The following is a 15,339-nucleotide window of genomic DNA, read 5'->3' on the forward strand; positions in this document are numbered from 1 at the left end:
TGAGGCCTTGCACACATTAAATTATTCAAGATTACTATGGCAGAGAATGAAGTCAATTCGTACGATATCGGCTACGAGAGTTTGAAAACCAACCATCACAAGAATCGCTGGTGGAAGCGTGGGTGCTGGTGGGGCATTGGAATCCTATTTATTGTGCTTGCTTTTGCTACCGTATGCGGACTCTTCACATTGATTATAGTTGCAGTAGCGGATGTCTCTGAGGGTGCGAGCAGCGGCTATATTTACGATCCAGATGAGACTTTGATCGAGGAAGGAACCTCGACAAATAAGATCGCGGTAATAAATGTGAGCGGAGTAATCACCCAAGGAGCGACATTGTCACCATTCGGTAGCTCATCGGGTGCAGTCACATCATTTGTCAATCGGGATTTGAAGAAAGCATATGACGATCCTGATGTTAAGGCAGTCTTGCTTCATATCGAGTCTCCTGGTGGTGAGGCAGTAGCAAGTGACCTGATATATCAGCAGGTGAAGGCATTGTCGTCTAAGAAGCCAGTGGTAGTCTACTCAAGCAACATGGTGGCTTCGGGTGGCTATATGATCGCGATGGGGAGTGATTATTTTATGACGCATGAAGGAGCAATAACTGGATCTATAGGTGTAATATTGCAAGCACAAAGCTTGGCAGGGTTATACGAGAAGCTCGGCATTGAGACGGCTACATTCAAGTCAGGGAATTTCAAGGATGACGAAGAGATTTTCGACGAGAATCCAAACGGCGAGCTTGACCAGGTATATCAAGAATTGGTAGATGAGACATATCAATCATTTGTGTCAATTGTGGCTGAAGGTAGAGGCATGACACCGTCACAGGTAAAGGTGTTGGCTGATGGTCGTGTGTATTCTGGTAAGCAGGCTGCGCTGAACGGTCTGATCGATGAGACAGGCTATATCCGAGATGCATATGAGAAGGCCGAGGAGCTTGCTGGAGAGGATGGGCTAACAATTGTTGAATATAACAGCTACGATCCTTGGGCAGATCTTTTTGGTCTAAAATCCCTTAGCAAGAAGGCAGAAGAGGTAAGTGTAGTTGATCAGCCTGGAATCCAGCTTTACTACTTGGTGGAGGCCAATTGAAGTCTGACCACTTGGCATTATTGCCTTTGAATACTCGATGCTAAACTAAACCAAGTGGTTGGAATGAAGATTACAGATCTTAAGATTCAGAAGAGGAATCAGAACAGATTCAATATGTTTGTTGATGGTGAGTTTGTTGTCGGTGTCTCGGCAAATATCGTTGCGAAATATGGGATTTATAAAGAGCGCGATATAGAAACAGAAGAGCTTGCATTGATATCAGAGGCGGCGATCTTTGAACGTTTTTGGAACCGTACTGTAAAATATCTTGAGAGCAGGCTTAGGAGCGAGTACCAGGTACGGCAATATATTCGCAAGCTATATCATCAGAAGAGAGATGATTGGATAGGTAAGAATGTTGACTTTGATCTGGGGAAGATGGAAGAGCGTATAATCGAGGAGTTGCTCAGGTTCAAAATAATCGATGATCGGGCTTATGCAGAGGCATTCATCCGTGATAGGACCAAGATGCGACCGAGGGGCAAGATATTGCTGGTACAGGAGCTTAGATCTAAAGGAATCGACCGGAAGCTGGCTAATGAGGTTGTAAATGAGCTGATTGTCGATGAGGGGACATTAATAGCTGACACTTTATATAAAAAGTATAAGGTTCGAGAGCTATCTCGTAACGACAGGAAAAAGATTGACTATCTGAGAAGGCGAGGATTTAGCTGGGATCAGATAAGTCGCTTGATTAATGATTAAATTGTGATCTAGAAGATTTTGACACTTGAAAGCAAGAAAAATTGGCAGCTTCCAGAGAATATATCAATCGAAGAGCTGGAAAAGTATAAGAGCCTTTCCCCTAAAATAGCATCCTTACTTCACTCGAGAGGCATCGCAGCTGAAGACTCTGAAAGATTCTTAAAGCCGACGCTCGACCAGGTCCCTGACTTTACCCATCTGTACAACGCTGACAAAGCAGCAAAGCAGATAGTAGAAGCCGTGAAAGCAGGCAGGAAGATCTATATCCATGGGGATTTTGACGCAGATGGAATATGCGCAACCTCGATTTTATGGGAGTTCATCTATCGTGAAATGCCCAAAGCTATAGGCAAGGAAGTCGATGTGATGCCATATATTCCAGATAGGGCCACAGAAGGGTACGGGCTTTCTGAACCGTCAGTTGAGGCTATGATAGATGGCGGTGCAAAGCTCATTATTACGGTTGATTGTGGTGTCCGCGACAAGAAGCTGATTCAAGAGATTCAGAAAAAGCATGGAGTTGAGTTTATTGTGACAGACCACCACCAGCCACCCGACGATTTAGCAAAGAAGCTCGATTACACAGTTGTGCACCAGATGTATCCGGACCATCACTACCCAGAGCTGCAGATCTGTGGGTCGGTAGTTGCGTTGCTGCTGATTCAGGCAATTAGAGCCGAGCTAGCTCTGCCGTACGAATTTAATGAAGACACTCCAGGGCTCGATCTGGCAGGTATGGCCACTGTCACGGATATGATGCCGCTAACTGGTGTAAACCGAGTCTTGGTAAAAGCCGCATTAGATCAGATAAAGAAGGGTAAACGTGTAGGCTTGGTCCAGCTGTGTGAAATCGCAAAAGTTGACCCTAAGGCGATCGAGGCGTATCACTTCGGATTTGTGCTTGGTCCTAGGATTAACGCATCAGGCCGCATAGGCTCAGCGATCGAGGCGGTAAAGCTTCTTGTCACCGAGAACCCTGTAATCGCAAGAAAGAATTCCGCTTCATTAAATTCATTGAACTACCAGAGGCAGCAGCTGACCGAGGAGATAATGCAGGCGGCAAGGCTGCGAATCGATACAGAGTTAAAAGATGACAAGCTTATCTTTCTTGATGGTGAAAATTGGCCAGAAGGGATAATCGGATTAGTCGCGGGTAAGATTCAGGAAGCATATGGGAGGCCGACTGTTGTGGTAACGGTAAAGGATGAAGAAATAAAAGGCTCGGCACGAAGTCTAAAGGGCTTTAACATAACTAATGCAATCGAGGAATTTAATGAGCTGCTTGAGAGGTATGGTGGTCACGAGCAGGCTGCCGGCTTCAGTGTGAAGGTCGGAAAGCTTGAGGAATTTCGCCAGGCGCTGGTAAATTATGCCAATGAGAAGATCGACCCGACAGCCCTGACGAGCGAGCTAAAGATTGACATGATAATCGATACTGAAGATATGAATGTTGATACAGTAAATGAGCTGGCACAGCTTGAGCCGTTTGGCTACGGCAATCGCAAGCCGGTCGTGATGCTGCAAGGGGTTGTTGTGTTTGAGAAATTTGTAATGGGGCGAGGTGGCAATCACTTGAGGCTAAAGCTGAAAGGCGACGGGATCGGATTTGGTACGGCGGTGATGTTTGACTGTGCTGAGGATATTGAGAAGATTGAGGTCGACGACCTGCTGGATATCGCTGGCACGCTGGGGATAAATGAGTGGAACGGTAATGTAGACGTGCAATTTCTGGTAAAAGAATGGCGCAAGCCTTAGGTCTCGTGCTTTTCACTGCAACACGCTTTTAGAGTATAATCCCGATTGGAGGTTACAGGGAGTCTCGAGACACTTGCGTAGAACGTGGCTGGAAACTACCTAGGCAATTAAGGGGCTGTAGCTCAATTGGTAGAGCGCGTCATTCGCATTGACGAGGTTACCGGTTCGATTCCGGTCAGCTCCATATTTTAGGAATCTCTCGAGCTCACTCCTCTCCTAACCACTTGAGGAATTATACAAGTGGTTGGATGCGGAGGAGTTCTCAAAATTCCTGAAACATGGTATGGAATACCAGGGTAAAGGATACGCCACTGAAGCGCTGAATAGGCTGATTGAATTCTGTTTTAGTTTAGAAGGTGTTCATAAGATATTTGGAGAATGTGACAAAGAAAATATTGCCTCACAGAGAATCATGGAGAAGTGTGGTATGAAGTTCGAGCGCGAAGTAGAAGAGGGTGATGGAGTAGTGAGTATACAATTTAGTATTGAAAAGTAGAGGAGTGGCTTATGCCGCAAATTACTAATCGGTTTGAGCAGGGTAGAGGCTTAATATCTACGGAAACCTACTCACTTGGGGGATCGGATCTCTACAATAGAACGCCAAGTGAATTAGAGAAAAACAGTGCCGTCTTCATCTCAGCTGACCTGGACGGAACTGAAAGTGGGACGAGAATTCTCGAAGAGGTAACTAGATATTTTGGTGAAGCTGACTACGGTAGCCTCCTTGGGTTGCCAGGACGTACGCAGTTTGATGAGGCCGCCTTGTTACAAAGTTTAACTCGTTCTACTCTGGTCACCATGAATAATCCATTGGATGAAGGGAGAAGGGTTGTACTAGTTGATTTCTACTATGGAGAACAACGATATCTTGCTATTCAACATATATTCCCTACAGGTGAGCTTGCTTGGGCTTTCTTCCAGCGGCTGATAACTTTGAATAAAGTGTTTGAGCGCATCTACTTTTCACACCTTAGAGGTGGCATTTAGCGACCTTTTTCATTCTGAGTCAAAGTCATTAGCAGCCAACTATTGAGAATTGGATTTAGTATACAGTTCTCCATCCACCTTCAACACATAGTCCATATTCTCAGCCACGAGCTCGTAGCTCATATCATATGTCTGCATAAATTCCTCATCATAGGTGTAAACACCGTAAACTGCTAGCTCCTCTAAGGAGCTAGGGTAGTATCCAAAGGCAAAAAAGTAAGTCTCTAGTAAATACTGAGTGTGGGTTGCTATGGTCACGGGATCTGTGTCCAAGGGCTGCTCATTGCTACCTGATGATAGATCTAGCGGCTCGTAAGAGTAGTCGATCGATCCAGTGTTGGCCTCAATTAAGTAGCTTTGGCCGTCATTTTGCAGTGTGTACGATACGTTGTAGTCCGAAATGAATTGTGTGTCATAAATCATGTAATCTGGATCTAGCTCCTCAAGAGATTCGGGGTAGTAACCATAATCCTCATAGTAAAAGTCGAGACTTGCATTGTAGTTCTCGATCGTAGTGTAGAAGAAAACCTGATCTGCATCCTCTGCCAATCTCTCTGCCCCTTCGGTCATATTCCGGATGAATATAAAGCCAGCATATGTACCGCAACAGCTACACAGTGCAAGAAATGCTAGCACCGCAACTACGATCGCTATTACTTTACCATTCTTACTGCTCTTACTTGGTTTAACCTCCTGTGCTTCAACTTTTTTCGTTTCCGTAGGCTTAATCTCAGGTTGAACCTCTTTTTCGGGGATAGAATTTTCCATAAAAATTTGTAATAAATTTACTCCTAGCTTTGCTCTACTAAAATTATACTTGTAATTATGGCTCTGTTCAAATATAATTCGAAGAAGCGACCAGGGAGAGTGTGAGCCTGGGTTTTTGAAGTGACCTCAGCCTTTGTGCTGTGACATGAGTGAAAATTTAATGAAAAGCGGTTGTAGTTTTACAACAATCGAGGTGGCACCACGGTGATAATCGTCCTCTTTCTATTGAAATTATTTAGTAGAAAGCGTAGGGCGATTTTGTTTTTTAGCTTCTTAAACAGGTGGCAGTCGGAAGCTTATTAATTGCTAGGGCAAGGCCAATTGTTTAAGAATCCAAAAAACAAAAATAAGTGAATTAATTTTTGAGTTACACAAAATGGAAACTAAATTGGACAGAATATTGGCTCGGTCAACGAGCGAAAAAACCGGAGAGAAAGTTAAAGTATCAGGCTGGGTGGCATCGGTCAGAGACCACGGCCAGCTCCTCTTTCATCGACCTACGAGACTGGTCGGGACGTGTACAGCTAGTCGTAAACCCTGAGAACAAAGCAGCATTTGAGGTAGCCAAATCATCTGGGCAGCGAGTTTGTAATATCCGCAACAGGCGAGGTCGTTGAAAGAGACAACTCACTTCTAAATGATAAGCTTGGATACAGGAAAAATCGAGATAATCGTAGACGAGCTGGAGTTAATCAACAAGACAAAGCCTTTGCCATTCCCGATCGACACAACTGGCCATGAGATCGACGAAAACACTCGACTCGAAGTACCGATACCTAGACCTACGCCGCGAACGACTCAAGACAAACATGATAAAGCGACACAAGCTGATGCTTGCCGTCCGTCAGTGGATGGACAAGAACGGCTTCACCGAAATTACCACGCCGCTTCTTACAAGCACATCACCTGAAGGTGCAAGAGACTTCATGGTCCCTTCAAGAATTCATAAAGGGAAATTCTATGTGTTGCCACAGGCACCGCAGCAGTTTAAGCAGCTGCTCATGGTCGGTGGTATCGATAAATACTTCCAGATTGCACCTTGTGCGCGTGACGAGGACCCAAGAGCCGACAGGCATTACGGTGTGTTTTATCAGATCGACATTGAGATGAGCTTCCCGACAATCGACAGGCTTTTCTCAACCTGTGAGAACCTGATCAAAGAGACATATAAAACAGTCGCTCCCGACAAGGAGATTATGGAATTTCCATTCCCTCGCATTCCACATGCTGAGGCTATGGAGCGTTTCGGCTCTGACAAGCCAGATATCAGATTCGGACTTGAGATGAAAGATATAACTGAGGTTGTAAAAGACAAAACTGAATTTAACATCTTCAATAGCGCAGAGGTAGTAAAAGCCATTGTGGCTGAGAGGGCAGGTGAGTGGAGTCGAAAAGAGATTGAGGATATGGAAACATTTCGCTAAAAGGTGAAGGCGCTAAGGGCTTGGCCTACACAAAGGCAGCAGGAGGAAAGCTCGAGGGTGGAATTGGTAAATTCCTAGAACCGGTAACAGCAGAGCTTATCGAAGCAACTGGAGCCAAAGATGGTGATCTAATCTTTTTTGGTGCCGACGACCGCAAAATTGTAAATAAAGTATTAGGACAGGTACGTTCAAAGCTTGGAGACCTACTCGGCTTAAAAGATCCGAAGAAGTTGGCCTTTGCATGGATTACCGACTTTCCAATGTACGAAATAGACGAAAAGACGGGCAAAATCGACTTTGCTCACAACCCATTCTCGATGCCGAAAGGTGGGCTCGAGGCATTCAACAAGGAAAACCCGCTTGAGATCGAGTCAAACCAGTACGACGTCACTCTAAACGGCTTCGAGATTCTATCCGGCTCTATTCGAAACCACGACCCAGAGCTGATGGTGAAGGCATTTGAGATTGTTGGATACGGCGAAGAAGAGGTGAAGCGAAGGTTCGGCGGACTTTACAACGCATTCCAGTATGGAGCACCTCCACACGGAGGCTGGGCTATCGGCATCGACCGTATGTTTATGGTATTTACTGAAGAGCCAAACATACGAGACGTTTATGCATTCCCGACAGCTGCAAACGGTGAAGACCTAATGATGAATGCACCAAGCGAGGCATATCCAGAAGATCTGCAGGTTCTCGGCATTGAGATATCCGACAAGGGCGATCTAGTTGTGAACCAGATCCGAGAGCTAATAGACGGATCAGGAGCTGAGTACAAGTTTATGGAGCACGAGCCGGTACGCACATCAGAGCAGGCGGCTAAAATCCGAGGCACGAAAGTGAGTGAGGGTGCCAAGGCATTAGTGCTCAAATCACTTGAATATGCTGGCAAATACATAATGGTAGTCATCCCTGCTGATAAGCAGCTCGACCTTGAGAAAGTTGAAAAGGTGCTAGGCGAGAAGTTTGATGTCGCACCTGCCGAAGAGGTTGAGAGCTACACAGGAGTACAGATGGGTGGTGTGCCACCATTTGGTAGGCTGCTAAAGTTGGAGGTGTATTTCGACAAGCAGATGTGGGAGAAAGAGATGTCAGCCTTCAACTGTGGTAGGAAAGACAGATCCATCTATATGAAAACTTCTGATTTGATAAAACTTGTGCAGCCTAATAAAATAGCTGAAGAGTATACCAAGTAGCTCTAGGTCCTGTATGAGCGAAAATGTATATCCAATATTAGATTTGCTGCAAAGCAGTGTCGGATCATGGATAATAAAGCTGCCGAAAACAAGAGCTTGATAAATAGTAGCTTCCCATCTAGGATGGACGATAAGAAGATAGACAATGTCGTCAATCAGGTACATCGGTCTACTGGCTTTCACTATCCGAGGCGGAGACGACCAATTGTCATTGGCGCAGGAGTATTGCTGCTTCTGACTATATCCGGAATGGCAATCGCAAAGGCTGGATTTAGCAAGCCCGAAGTGCAATACCTCAGAGTAAGTAGCCCAGCTGAGAATTTCAGCGAAGAGCTCCCGGATGTTGCCGAGCCGTTTGATATGGAACTTCGGGTGAGCGAATTAGATTTCACTGAAATAGATGCTTCATCAGTTTATGCCTACAATCCGGAATCGCATCAGGTTTATTATGAGAAGAATATCGATGAGAAGAGGCAGATCGCTAGCATAACCAAACTAATGACAGCAACAGTAGTGATAGATCAGTACGATTTTGAAAAGGAGATCGAGGTTACAGATGAGATGCTTGAGAGTTTTCCTGATGAGTTAAGTCATGTGATTGGCTTTGAAGACGGAGATAAGTTGAGCGTGCAAGAGTTGTACGACGCGATGATGATCAACTCATTTAACGATGCTGCTGTGCTTTTGGCTGTTCTGCACCCATCAGGATACGATGGATTCGTCGCCGAGATGAATTCTCGTGCAGAGCAACTTGGCATGGCTAATACGAAATTTGCGAACCCCCAAGGCTTCGATTCTGACAATAGCTATTCAACAGCTCGTGATGTACAGCGACTTGTCGGCTATGCGATGCAGTATGAAGAGATAATGAGTGCAGCTCAGACTGTTAGCTCGCAGATGACGATAGAGCATGCAAATGGTGAAGTTGAGCAGGTCGACCTTGAATCAACCAACAAACTTCTTGGCAGACTGAAATATATGAAAGGGCTTAAAACAGGGTATACAGCTGAAGCAGGACCATCTCTTGTGGGTTACTTCGACGCAGGTGCAGAGGAGAAACTTGTAACAATCGTCTTGGGTGGGAATGATAATCGATTTGATCTGACTGAAGAGCTTTACTACTTGCTTGGCAAGTCCTACTCACCCCCACCCCGCTAACCTATAGCGATGTCGGATCCCCAGATGATTAATTTCTGTTAAGGCCTTCAGGATAAAATCAGGATAATTTCCCTTTCTATATCCGCTATAGGTTAGCGGGGTGGGGGAATTACTGCTCTTCGGTAGTAGCCTCGACAGGTGCAGGATCTTGCAAGTTCTCATAATCGATCGCCGGAATATAGTAGTAGAACCTTCCCACTGCACCAGAATCAAAAAATGCTTCCCCAATTACGATATAGATTGGCTGCATGAAATCGCGCTTCTCGCGCTCGTCTAAGTACGCAATTCGCACATCATTAACTGCCAGTTTGCCTACCGACTGAGGGGTATATGGCACAACATCATCACCATCTTTCTCGTTTAGATAGACAAGGCTTCCTTCCCCTTTGGCGATTCTGTTAGATACCTCGGTTGCTGAGATAAGAGGGTATGTACCACATGGCTCTGGCTCTACTATCCATGCATAATACTCGAGGCCGTACACTTCCTGCACATTTGGACTGGTCTCTTCAACCTGCTCGTTGGATGGCCCGATATAGATCGAAATATTCGATCGCTGCGTATCTTCATGCACTACCTCTGTGCTGAAGTTATATAGGTCAGCCTTGCCCTCATCTGTGCTAATCTGCTCGGCGCTATAGTCATAGTTGTGGAATTCCTGTTGTAGCTCCTCTTTTATCTCCTCGGCTCCGTCGATGTTGCTCGGGACAGAGATAAATGGCTTTGTTCTATAGAAATCTACTCTAATTAGCTCAGCATCTCCGCGTGACCGTGCCTCAGAGAAGCTTCCATCAGGCTCGATATTTATATCTGTAGTCTGTGGCTCCTCGGTTTTGTAATCTTGTAACATCCAGCCGTTGCTTTGGAGGAAGCTAATTGCCATCTGCTTTGCCTGTTCTGAGGTTGGCAATTCGCCATCTGATGGGATTGCATTTGAATTTTTAAAATTCACCGACATTGTGAAATTTAATGAAGCTGCCTGTACTACAAGTGATCGACCAAAAGCATCCTCTTCCCAATAATATTCTGAAGCACCGCGCCTCTTGATCTGCTCGGGCTGGAAGCCGAATTTTAATGCGATCTTCTTGGCTTCATTTTGTGCACCTAAAAGCGCACCAGGGTTGTCATAAGCATAAACATTGGCAATGAGTGGGAGTTCTTCAATCTTACCGGTAGCCGTTTCGATTGTGAAAAATGGCTCATCTCCGCCAGAAAGTTCGAGGCTTGGTATCGATAGCCGGTGCTCCTGGAATTGCTCTTTTGTGTCTGTACAGGTATATGTTGGCTTCAAGTACCTTGGTACTGCGCTTTCCTCGGGCCAGTTCACAACGATAAGTGTAATCACTATGAAGGCACCAAATAGCACTGCACCAATCACTCCTAATCTTCTTGTCCAGTATGCTGATTCAGTTAATGTCATCTCAGCTCGTTAATTCTAATTTGATAAGATATAATAGCACAGGAAATCAGTGTGATCATACATGATTTAGATTAAGAGAGGTTTACACATGGGAGACAAAAATGGTGGAGTTATTCGCGGTCGTGCAGCACCTAGCCCAACAGGGCGTGTTCATATCGGCAATATGCGTACTTTCCTTTTTAATTCGCTGTTTATTCGCCATAACAATGGCATAAATGTGCTTCGAGTTGAGGATACGGACCAGAAAAGGTCGGTAGAGAAGGGATTGGAGGGCATAATAGAGGTGCTCGAGCAGTACGGCATTACATTCCAGGAAGGGCCACACGTTGGAGGTGAGTATGGTCCATATGTGCAAACCGAGCGAAAAGATAGCTATAAAGAGGTAGCTGAAAAGCTTGTTAATGATGGGAATGCCTACTACTGCTTCTGCAGCTCCGAAAGGTTGGCGGCACTTAGAGAAGATCAAGTGAAGAATAAGGTTAAGCCAGGCTACGATCGGCATTGTCGAGACATAGCATCGGATGAGGCTCGCAAAAGAGTCGAGGCAGGAGAATCTCATGTTATCCGCCTAAAATTTCCAACTGAGGGTGAATTCAGGTATGACGACATTGTTTTCGGAGAGCTGAAGTTCAAGAACAAGGATATGGAAGATATCGTTATCTTGAAAAGCGATGGGCTGCCTACTTATAACTTCGGCGTCGTAGTAGATGACCATGCAATGGCGATAACTCATGCAATGCGAGCCCGTGAATACCTCTCAGAGATCCCAAAAAATATCTTTATATACCGCTCGCTGGGCTGGGAGCCAGCAAGATATATCCATGTGCCAGAGGTGCTTAACCCAGATGGGAAAGGAAAGCTAAGTAAGCGCAAAGGTGCATTGCCTGCTATCTCCTATCTCCGTAAAGGATACCTAGTTGAGGCTATGATTAATTTCCTGGCGCTGCTTGGCTGGTCACCATCACCGGAAAACGCCCACGAGGATGAGATCTATAGCGAAGATGAGCTGGTAAAATTTTTTGATGAGTCCAGAATTAATCGTGCCCCTGCTCGTTTTGACCAGCGCAAGCTTGATTATATGAATGGGAAGCATATTCGAGCTATGAGCATCGACCAGTTGGCAGATCGTGTAGTTAGGTGGGCTGAGGATCTGGTATTAAAGGAGTTTATAACCGACATGTACGAGGAGAAGATGGAGTGGGAAGTAGCGCTTAAAGCCTCGGTAGAAAGTGCCTTGCCAAAATGGAAGGCAGATATGGAGTATTTCAAGAAGGCTTTGACACTGGTACACGAGCGGCTTGTTTACCTAAGCGAGATCCCTGAGCTTCTCAACTTTATCTATGCAGATGAACTGGAGATGTCTGACGAGGTATGGAACTTCAAGAATCACGACAAGGCAGAGACAGCTGCTGCGCTAAAAGGTGTTCTACCAAAGCTAGACGAGGTATTTGCCAACGGAGTGAATGACCATGAGGCATGGGAAGAGAGTGTAAGGGGCTATGCGGATGAGATCGGGTGGAAGCATGGCGATCTTTTCATGGCAATCCGATCGGCCACAACGGGTGCAGTTAAGAGTCCACCGCTTTTTGAGAGTTTCCAGGTAATGGGATGGGAAAAGGGAAGAGGGTTTATGGAAGCCGCGGTCAAATATCTTGAGTCTTAAGACTCTCGGAATTTCGCTTGATAGAGGGTTATTTGTTTGGTAAACTATGTCCGTTAATCGACATTGCCGGGTCGTCTAACGGTAGGACGTTGGTTTCTGGCACCAATAATCGGGGTTCGAATCCCTGCCTGGCAACTTTACATTTCAAAGCTTCAGAATGATTAAAGCAATCTGTTTCGATCTCGATGGAGTATATTTCACACCTGATAGTTTCAAGCGATTTGTAGAGGCGATGAGCGTCAACTCTACGATCGAAAGAGCTGAGTTTGTCCTTAATGAGCTGGCCAAGCTAGGCGTAGTACTATAGTGAAGAGAGTGCCCCATATTGAGACAAAGCGTATAATCCTGGTATGTCATTCAGAAGACGATTAATAAATATCCTCTGGCTTACAATGCTCGCCGGAATCTGTGGAGTTATAATAACCTCTATATTTCTCTACGATAGAAGCAAGACTCAAGATCGAATCAAGGGAAGCTCTGTAATTGCTACCGATCCAGCAACTGTTGAGGAGGAAGCGGTGTCTGACATTCCCCCGTGCTGCGACGCACAGATTGCAGCATACATATCCCAGATGAGTCTTGAAGAGAAGGTTGGGCAGCTTTTCATATTCGGATTTCAGGGAAATACTCCAACCCCTCACATTTTGCGCTATGTGAGTGAGTATAAAATCGGTGGGGTGATGCTTCTATTCTATAACCTTCCCGACGATCCTACTGCCAGAAATAATATCGCAGCGCTAAACTCTCATGCTGTATCTACCGGTAATAGCATCCCACTATTTATGGCTGTCGACCAGGAAGGCGGTACTGTGAATGCGTTTAGATACTGGGATGCAGCACAAAAGATTGGTCAGAAGCAGCTTGAAAGCGAGCAACAGGCCAAAGAGGTTGCAATTGCGAGATCGAATGCCCTCAAATCTATGGGTGTGAATATAAATTTCGCCCCGACGGCGGATTACATAACAAATCCAGCGTCATTTCTATACAGGAGGAGCTTTGCGGGTGATTCGGGAAATGTCGGTAAGATGGCAAGCGCTATGATATCTGGAGCTGATGAAGCAGGGATTGTGACTAACCTTAAGCATTTCCCTGGGCATACTAATTATGCTGTAGATACACACAAAAATCTGGCCTCATTTACTGTGCCAGAGCAAGAGATGCAAGAGTCATTAAATAGTTTCTCGATTTCATTAAAAAATGCAGATCCGGATATAGTAATGATGGCACATGTGAGGTACGAAAACTACGACAGTGAGGATATTGCCTCGATGTCAGACTTCTGGATTAGTGAAAAGCTGAGGGGAGAGCAGCAGTATAATGGCATAGTAATTACAGATGATATGACTATGAAATCTGTGACTAAAACTTATGGCGTAAACGATGCTGCAGTGAAGGCGATATTAGCAGGCAATGATATTCTTCTGTACGTTGGCTCGCCAGATATGCAATCTGATGCATACAACGCTGTCATAAATGCCGTGCATGATGGTACAATTAGTGAAGAGAGGATTAACCAGTCACTCTTTAGAATTCTGAAGCTGAAAAATGAGAAGCTAGGGATGCAATTTTAGCTACTGCCACAAATGAAGATTTTTAATAGCTCAATATTTGACAGGCAAAACAATGGTAGGGTGTTGATAATACTTCTGGGCGTCAGTGTGACCCTAATGCTCTCGGCCGCATCTGATAAGATTATCAGCAGCTCGTTTCCTCATAGATTGGTGGTAGACGATATTATATTCAGGCTTTTTGCTACACCACGATCGCTTATCTTCGAGTATTACACTGACGTAGTACTTATAAGCATGATAGCGATCACAGTCTGGGCTTGGAAAGACGATATGAAGCAGTATTTCCCATATCTGGCTGTAAATGCATGTCTCTTCTACAGCACAAGAGCGATTATAAATGTGCTGACACCTCTTCAGAGGCCTCTTGGTGATGCTATATCGCATGGGTTGCTTCGGGATATCGCGATACAGTACGGGATGTTCCCTTCGGGGCATGTCGGCTTCGCTGTCTTGCTTTTTCTGCTCACCAAGGATCGTATAGAGATGAACCTTCGCAACATATTATTTGTGTTAATTGCCTTTCAAGCCCTGCTCATGGTAATTACTCGCGGACATTACAGTATAGATGTGGTAGGCGGGATACTGCTGGCGTATTTTGTGTATAAAATCCTGCAGCCGTACAAGGAGAGATTGGTCTTCTACAGCAAGTAGCCGATATGGTAATATGGTGGACATGCCCGCCTAAGTTAAAAGTATGAAATAAGTATGAAGAGAGGAATAATCGAGGTGTCACATGCGGAAGTTGATGAGATTTTGAAAAGGGTTTCGCCTGCTGTGTATGAAGGCACTCCACTTGAGTCCAAGCTAAATGCAATAATGATTTCAGACGTTGATCCAGTTAATCTGGAGATATCCGCCGAGGAGCTCGAAGTAATTCTGGATGAGATAGCCATACCTGATCCGGCAAATGACACCGAAGACATCAAATCTATCAGGAGGAAGATTCAGCAGAAAATATTAGAATTTCACGGTAACGGGGAATAAGTACGAGGCTAATGAATTTCTGTTAGCCTTACAGGTTCTCAGCGTCTACGCCAGTAAGCTTGGTAAATTGCAGCACTGCCTCCTCAAACTCTATACCATCTGATACCGCTAGCTCACCTGCGATATTGCCAATAGCAGTCTTCATGCTCTTCGAGATGCTCACAGGGATCAATCGGCCCTCTTTCTCACGAACCTTGATGACATAGTTACAATACTGGATTGCTTTGATAAATGACTCAATCGAAGCCTCCTCTAGGAGTGTATCGATCTCGGTAATGATATCGTTGTAATCCTGGCTTGGTGGCTTAAGATTAGGGGTCTTCTTTAGAGGTTTAACCTTCTTCTTGATCGACGCAACTGATTCAACAGGACGGACGCCCAGCATTGCGATGTTCTGAACTGGTGTGGAAATTGTAAGTGAGCTATTAACGAACTCAAATTCGTAATATCTCTGCTTCTCGCCGCCGAATTCTATCATCCGCTCGCGGACTACATGGCCTGCGCCGTGTGATGGGTAGAAAACTTTGGAATTTATGTCTATTGAATGCTCCGTGTTCTTTGCCTTCTTCATTATCGTAGATTATAACACAAAAGAAAGCTTATTGCAATA

17 protein-coding genes and 2 tRNA genes are annotated in these 15,339 nt (G+C 45.1%); 16 read left to right on the top strand and 3 right to left on the bottom strand.

Annotation, left to right across the window (positions count from 1 at the left end):
• Nucleotides 1-36: 36 nt before the first annotated feature.
• From sppA to QY318_03795, 6 genes are all read left to right on the top strand, one after another.
• Nucleotides 37-1,098, top strand: coding sequence for a signal peptide peptidase SppA (gene sppA, locus QY318_03770; GenBank protein ID WKZ30938.1), 1,062 nt, complete (start codon nucleotides 37-39; stop codon nucleotides 1,096-1,098).
• A 63-nt stretch (nucleotides 1,099-1,161) separates the two neighbouring features.
• Nucleotides 1,162-1,803 carry a RecX family transcriptional regulator gene (locus QY318_03775; protein ID WKZ30939.1) on the top strand — a complete coding sequence of 214 codons (642 nt, stop codon included), beginning with the start codon at nucleotides 1,162-1,164 and terminating at the stop codon, nucleotides 1,801-1,803.
• An 18-nt stretch (nucleotides 1,804-1,821) separates the two neighbouring features.
• Complete coding sequence (gene recJ, locus QY318_03780) at nucleotides 1,822-3,558, top strand: single-stranded-DNA-specific exonuclease RecJ (protein ID WKZ30940.1); 1,737 nt, start codon at nucleotides 1,822-1,824, stop codon at nucleotides 3,556-3,558.
• Nucleotides 3,559-3,669: 111 nt separating this feature from the next.
• A tRNA-Ala gene (locus QY318_03785) sits at nucleotides 3,670-3,742 on the top strand.
• Between the two features lie 60 nt (nucleotides 3,743-3,802).
• The gene (locus QY318_03790) at nucleotides 3,803-4,054 is read left to right on the top strand and encodes a GNAT family N-acetyltransferase (GenBank protein WKZ30941.1); all 252 of its coding nucleotides are present in this window, start codon (nucleotides 3,803-3,805) and stop codon (nucleotides 4,052-4,054) included.
• Between the two features lie 11 nt (nucleotides 4,055-4,065).
• On the top strand, nucleotides 4,066-4,545 hold the full coding sequence (locus tag QY318_03795; GenBank protein WKZ30942.1) for a hypothetical protein: 480 nt from the start codon (nucleotides 4,066-4,068) through the stop codon (nucleotides 4,543-4,545).
• 39 nt (nucleotides 4,546-4,584) lie between these two features.
• On the opposite strand, the gene QY318_03800 is transcribed toward QY318_03795, so the two are convergent.
• On the bottom strand, nucleotides 4,585-5,313 hold the full coding sequence (locus QY318_03800; protein ID WKZ30943.1) for a hypothetical protein: 729 nt from the start codon (nucleotides 5,311-5,313) through the stop codon (nucleotides 4,585-4,587).
• Between the two features lie 362 nt (nucleotides 5,314-5,675).
• On the opposite strand from QY318_03800, the gene QY318_03805 reads away from it, so the two are divergent.
• The 4 genes from QY318_03805 (at nucleotide 5,676) to QY318_03820 (ending at nucleotide 9,091) form a co-directional block, all read left to right on the top strand.
• Nucleotides 5,676-5,930, top strand: a complete 255-nt coding sequence (locus QY318_03805; protein WKZ30944.1) for a hypothetical protein — start codon at nucleotides 5,676-5,678, stop codon at nucleotides 5,928-5,930.
• Between the two features lie 120 nt (nucleotides 5,931-6,050).
• Complete coding sequence (locus tag QY318_03810; protein ID WKZ30945.1) at nucleotides 6,051-6,737, top strand: amino acid--tRNA ligase-related protein; 687 nt, start codon at nucleotides 6,051-6,053, stop codon at nucleotides 6,735-6,737.
• Nucleotides 6,728-7,933 carry an amino acid--tRNA ligase-related protein gene (locus tag QY318_03815; protein WKZ31578.1) on the top strand — a complete coding sequence of 402 codons (1,206 nt, stop codon included), beginning with the start codon at nucleotides 6,728-6,730 and terminating at the stop codon, nucleotides 7,931-7,933. Before QY318_03810 ends, QY318_03815 begins: the two co-directional genes overlap by 10 nt.
• Nucleotides 7,934-7,999: 66 nt before the next feature.
• Nucleotides 8,000-9,091 (top strand): serine hydrolase, encoded by a 1,092-nt coding sequence (locus tag QY318_03820; protein ID WKZ30946.1) that lies wholly within the window; start codon nucleotides 8,000-8,002, stop codon nucleotides 9,089-9,091.
• A 109-nt stretch (nucleotides 9,092-9,200) separates the two neighbouring features.
• Here the strand turns inward: QY318_03820 and QY318_03825 are convergent, their stop codons facing one another.
• Nucleotides 9,201-10,511: a hypothetical protein gene (locus QY318_03825; GenBank protein WKZ30947.1), complete on the bottom strand. Its 1,311-nt coding sequence runs from the start codon at nucleotides 10,509-10,511 to the stop codon at nucleotides 9,201-9,203.
• 88 nt (nucleotides 10,512-10,599) lie between these two features.
• On the opposite strand from QY318_03825, the gene gltX reads away from it, so the two are divergent.
• The 6 genes from gltX (at nucleotide 10,600) to QY318_03855 (ending at nucleotide 14,729) form a co-directional block, all read left to right on the top strand.
• Nucleotides 10,600-12,174, top strand: a complete 1,575-nt coding sequence (gene gltX, locus QY318_03830; protein WKZ30948.1) for a glutamate--tRNA ligase — start codon at nucleotides 10,600-10,602, stop codon at nucleotides 12,172-12,174.
• A gap of 64 nt (nucleotides 12,175-12,238) precedes the next feature.
• Nucleotides 12,239-12,309, top strand: a tRNA-Gln gene (locus QY318_03835).
• A gap of 22 nt (nucleotides 12,310-12,331) precedes the next feature.
• Nucleotides 12,332-12,481 carry a hypothetical protein gene (locus QY318_03840; protein ID WKZ30949.1) on the top strand — a complete coding sequence of 50 codons (150 nt, stop codon included), beginning with the start codon at nucleotides 12,332-12,334 and terminating at the stop codon, nucleotides 12,479-12,481.
• 43 nt (nucleotides 12,482-12,524) lie between these two features.
• A complete protein-coding gene (locus QY318_03845; GenBank protein WKZ30950.1) occupies nucleotides 12,525-13,745 on the top strand; it encodes a glycoside hydrolase family 3 N-terminal domain-containing protein in 1,221 nt (406 codons plus the stop codon).
• Between the two features lie 12 nt (nucleotides 13,746-13,757).
• Nucleotides 13,758-14,396 carry a phosphatase PAP2-related protein gene (locus QY318_03850; protein ID WKZ30951.1) on the top strand — a complete coding sequence of 213 codons (639 nt, stop codon included), beginning with the start codon at nucleotides 13,758-13,760 and terminating at the stop codon, nucleotides 14,394-14,396.
• 54 nt (nucleotides 14,397-14,450) lie between these two features.
• Nucleotides 14,451-14,729, top strand: a complete 279-nt coding sequence (locus tag QY318_03855) for a hypothetical protein (GenBank protein WKZ30952.1) — start codon at nucleotides 14,451-14,453, stop codon at nucleotides 14,727-14,729.
• A gap of 28 nt (nucleotides 14,730-14,757) precedes the next feature.
• Here the strand turns inward: QY318_03855 and QY318_03860 are convergent, their stop codons facing one another.
• Nucleotides 14,758-15,300: a CarD family transcriptional regulator gene (locus QY318_03860; GenBank protein WKZ30953.1), complete on the bottom strand. Its 543-nt coding sequence runs from the start codon at nucleotides 15,298-15,300 to the stop codon at nucleotides 14,758-14,760.
• Between the last annotated feature and the right edge of the window lie 39 nt (nucleotides 15,301-15,339).

Source organism: Candidatus Dojkabacteria bacterium (assembly GCA_030583845.1).
Lineage (GTDB): Bacteria > Patescibacteriota > Dojkabacteria > SC72 > JAHDCA01.

Bases quoted from the DNA above. Each gene is read 5' to 3' on its own strand.
- sppA (WKZ30938.1), top strand. From the start codon at position 37: ATGGCAGAGAATGAAGTCAATTCGTACGATATCGGCTACGAGAGTTTG.
- QY318_03775 (WKZ30939.1), top strand. From the start codon at position 1,162: ATGAAGATTACAGATCTTAAGATTCAGAAGAGGAATCAGAACAGATTC.
- QY318_03795 (WKZ30942.1), top strand. From the start codon at position 4,066: ATGCCGCAAATTACTAATCGGTTTGAGCAGGGTAGAGGCTTAATATCT.
- QY318_03800 (WKZ30943.1), bottom strand. From the start codon at position 5,313: ATGGAAAATTCTATCCCCGAAAAAGAGGTTCAACCTGAGATTAAGCCT.
- QY318_03810 (WKZ30945.1), top strand. From the start codon at position 6,051: ATGAGATCGACGAAAACACTCGACTCGAAGTACCGATACCTAGACCTA.
- QY318_03820 (WKZ30946.1), top strand. From the start codon at position 8,000: ATGGATAATAAAGCTGCCGAAAACAAGAGCTTGATAAATAGTAGCTTC.
- QY318_03825 (WKZ30947.1), bottom strand. From the start codon at position 10,511: ATGACATTAACTGAATCAGCATACTGGACAAGAAGATTAGGAGTGATT.
- gltX (WKZ30948.1), top strand. From the start codon at position 10,600: ATGGGAGACAAAAATGGTGGAGTTATTCGCGGTCGTGCAGCACCTAGC.
- QY318_03840 (WKZ30949.1), top strand. From the start codon at position 12,332: ATGATTAAAGCAATCTGTTTCGATCTCGATGGAGTATATTTCACACCT.
- QY318_03845 (WKZ30950.1), top strand. From the start codon at position 12,525: ATGTCATTCAGAAGACGATTAATAAATATCCTCTGGCTTACAATGCTC.
- QY318_03850 (WKZ30951.1), top strand. From the start codon at position 13,758: ATGAAGATTTTTAATAGCTCAATATTTGACAGGCAAAACAATGGTAGG.
- QY318_03855 (WKZ30952.1), top strand. From the start codon at position 14,451: ATGAAGAGAGGAATAATCGAGGTGTCACATGCGGAAGTTGATGAGATT.
- QY318_03860 (WKZ30953.1), bottom strand. From the start codon at position 15,300: ATGAAGAAGGCAAAGAACACGGAGCATTCAATAGACATAAATTCCAAA.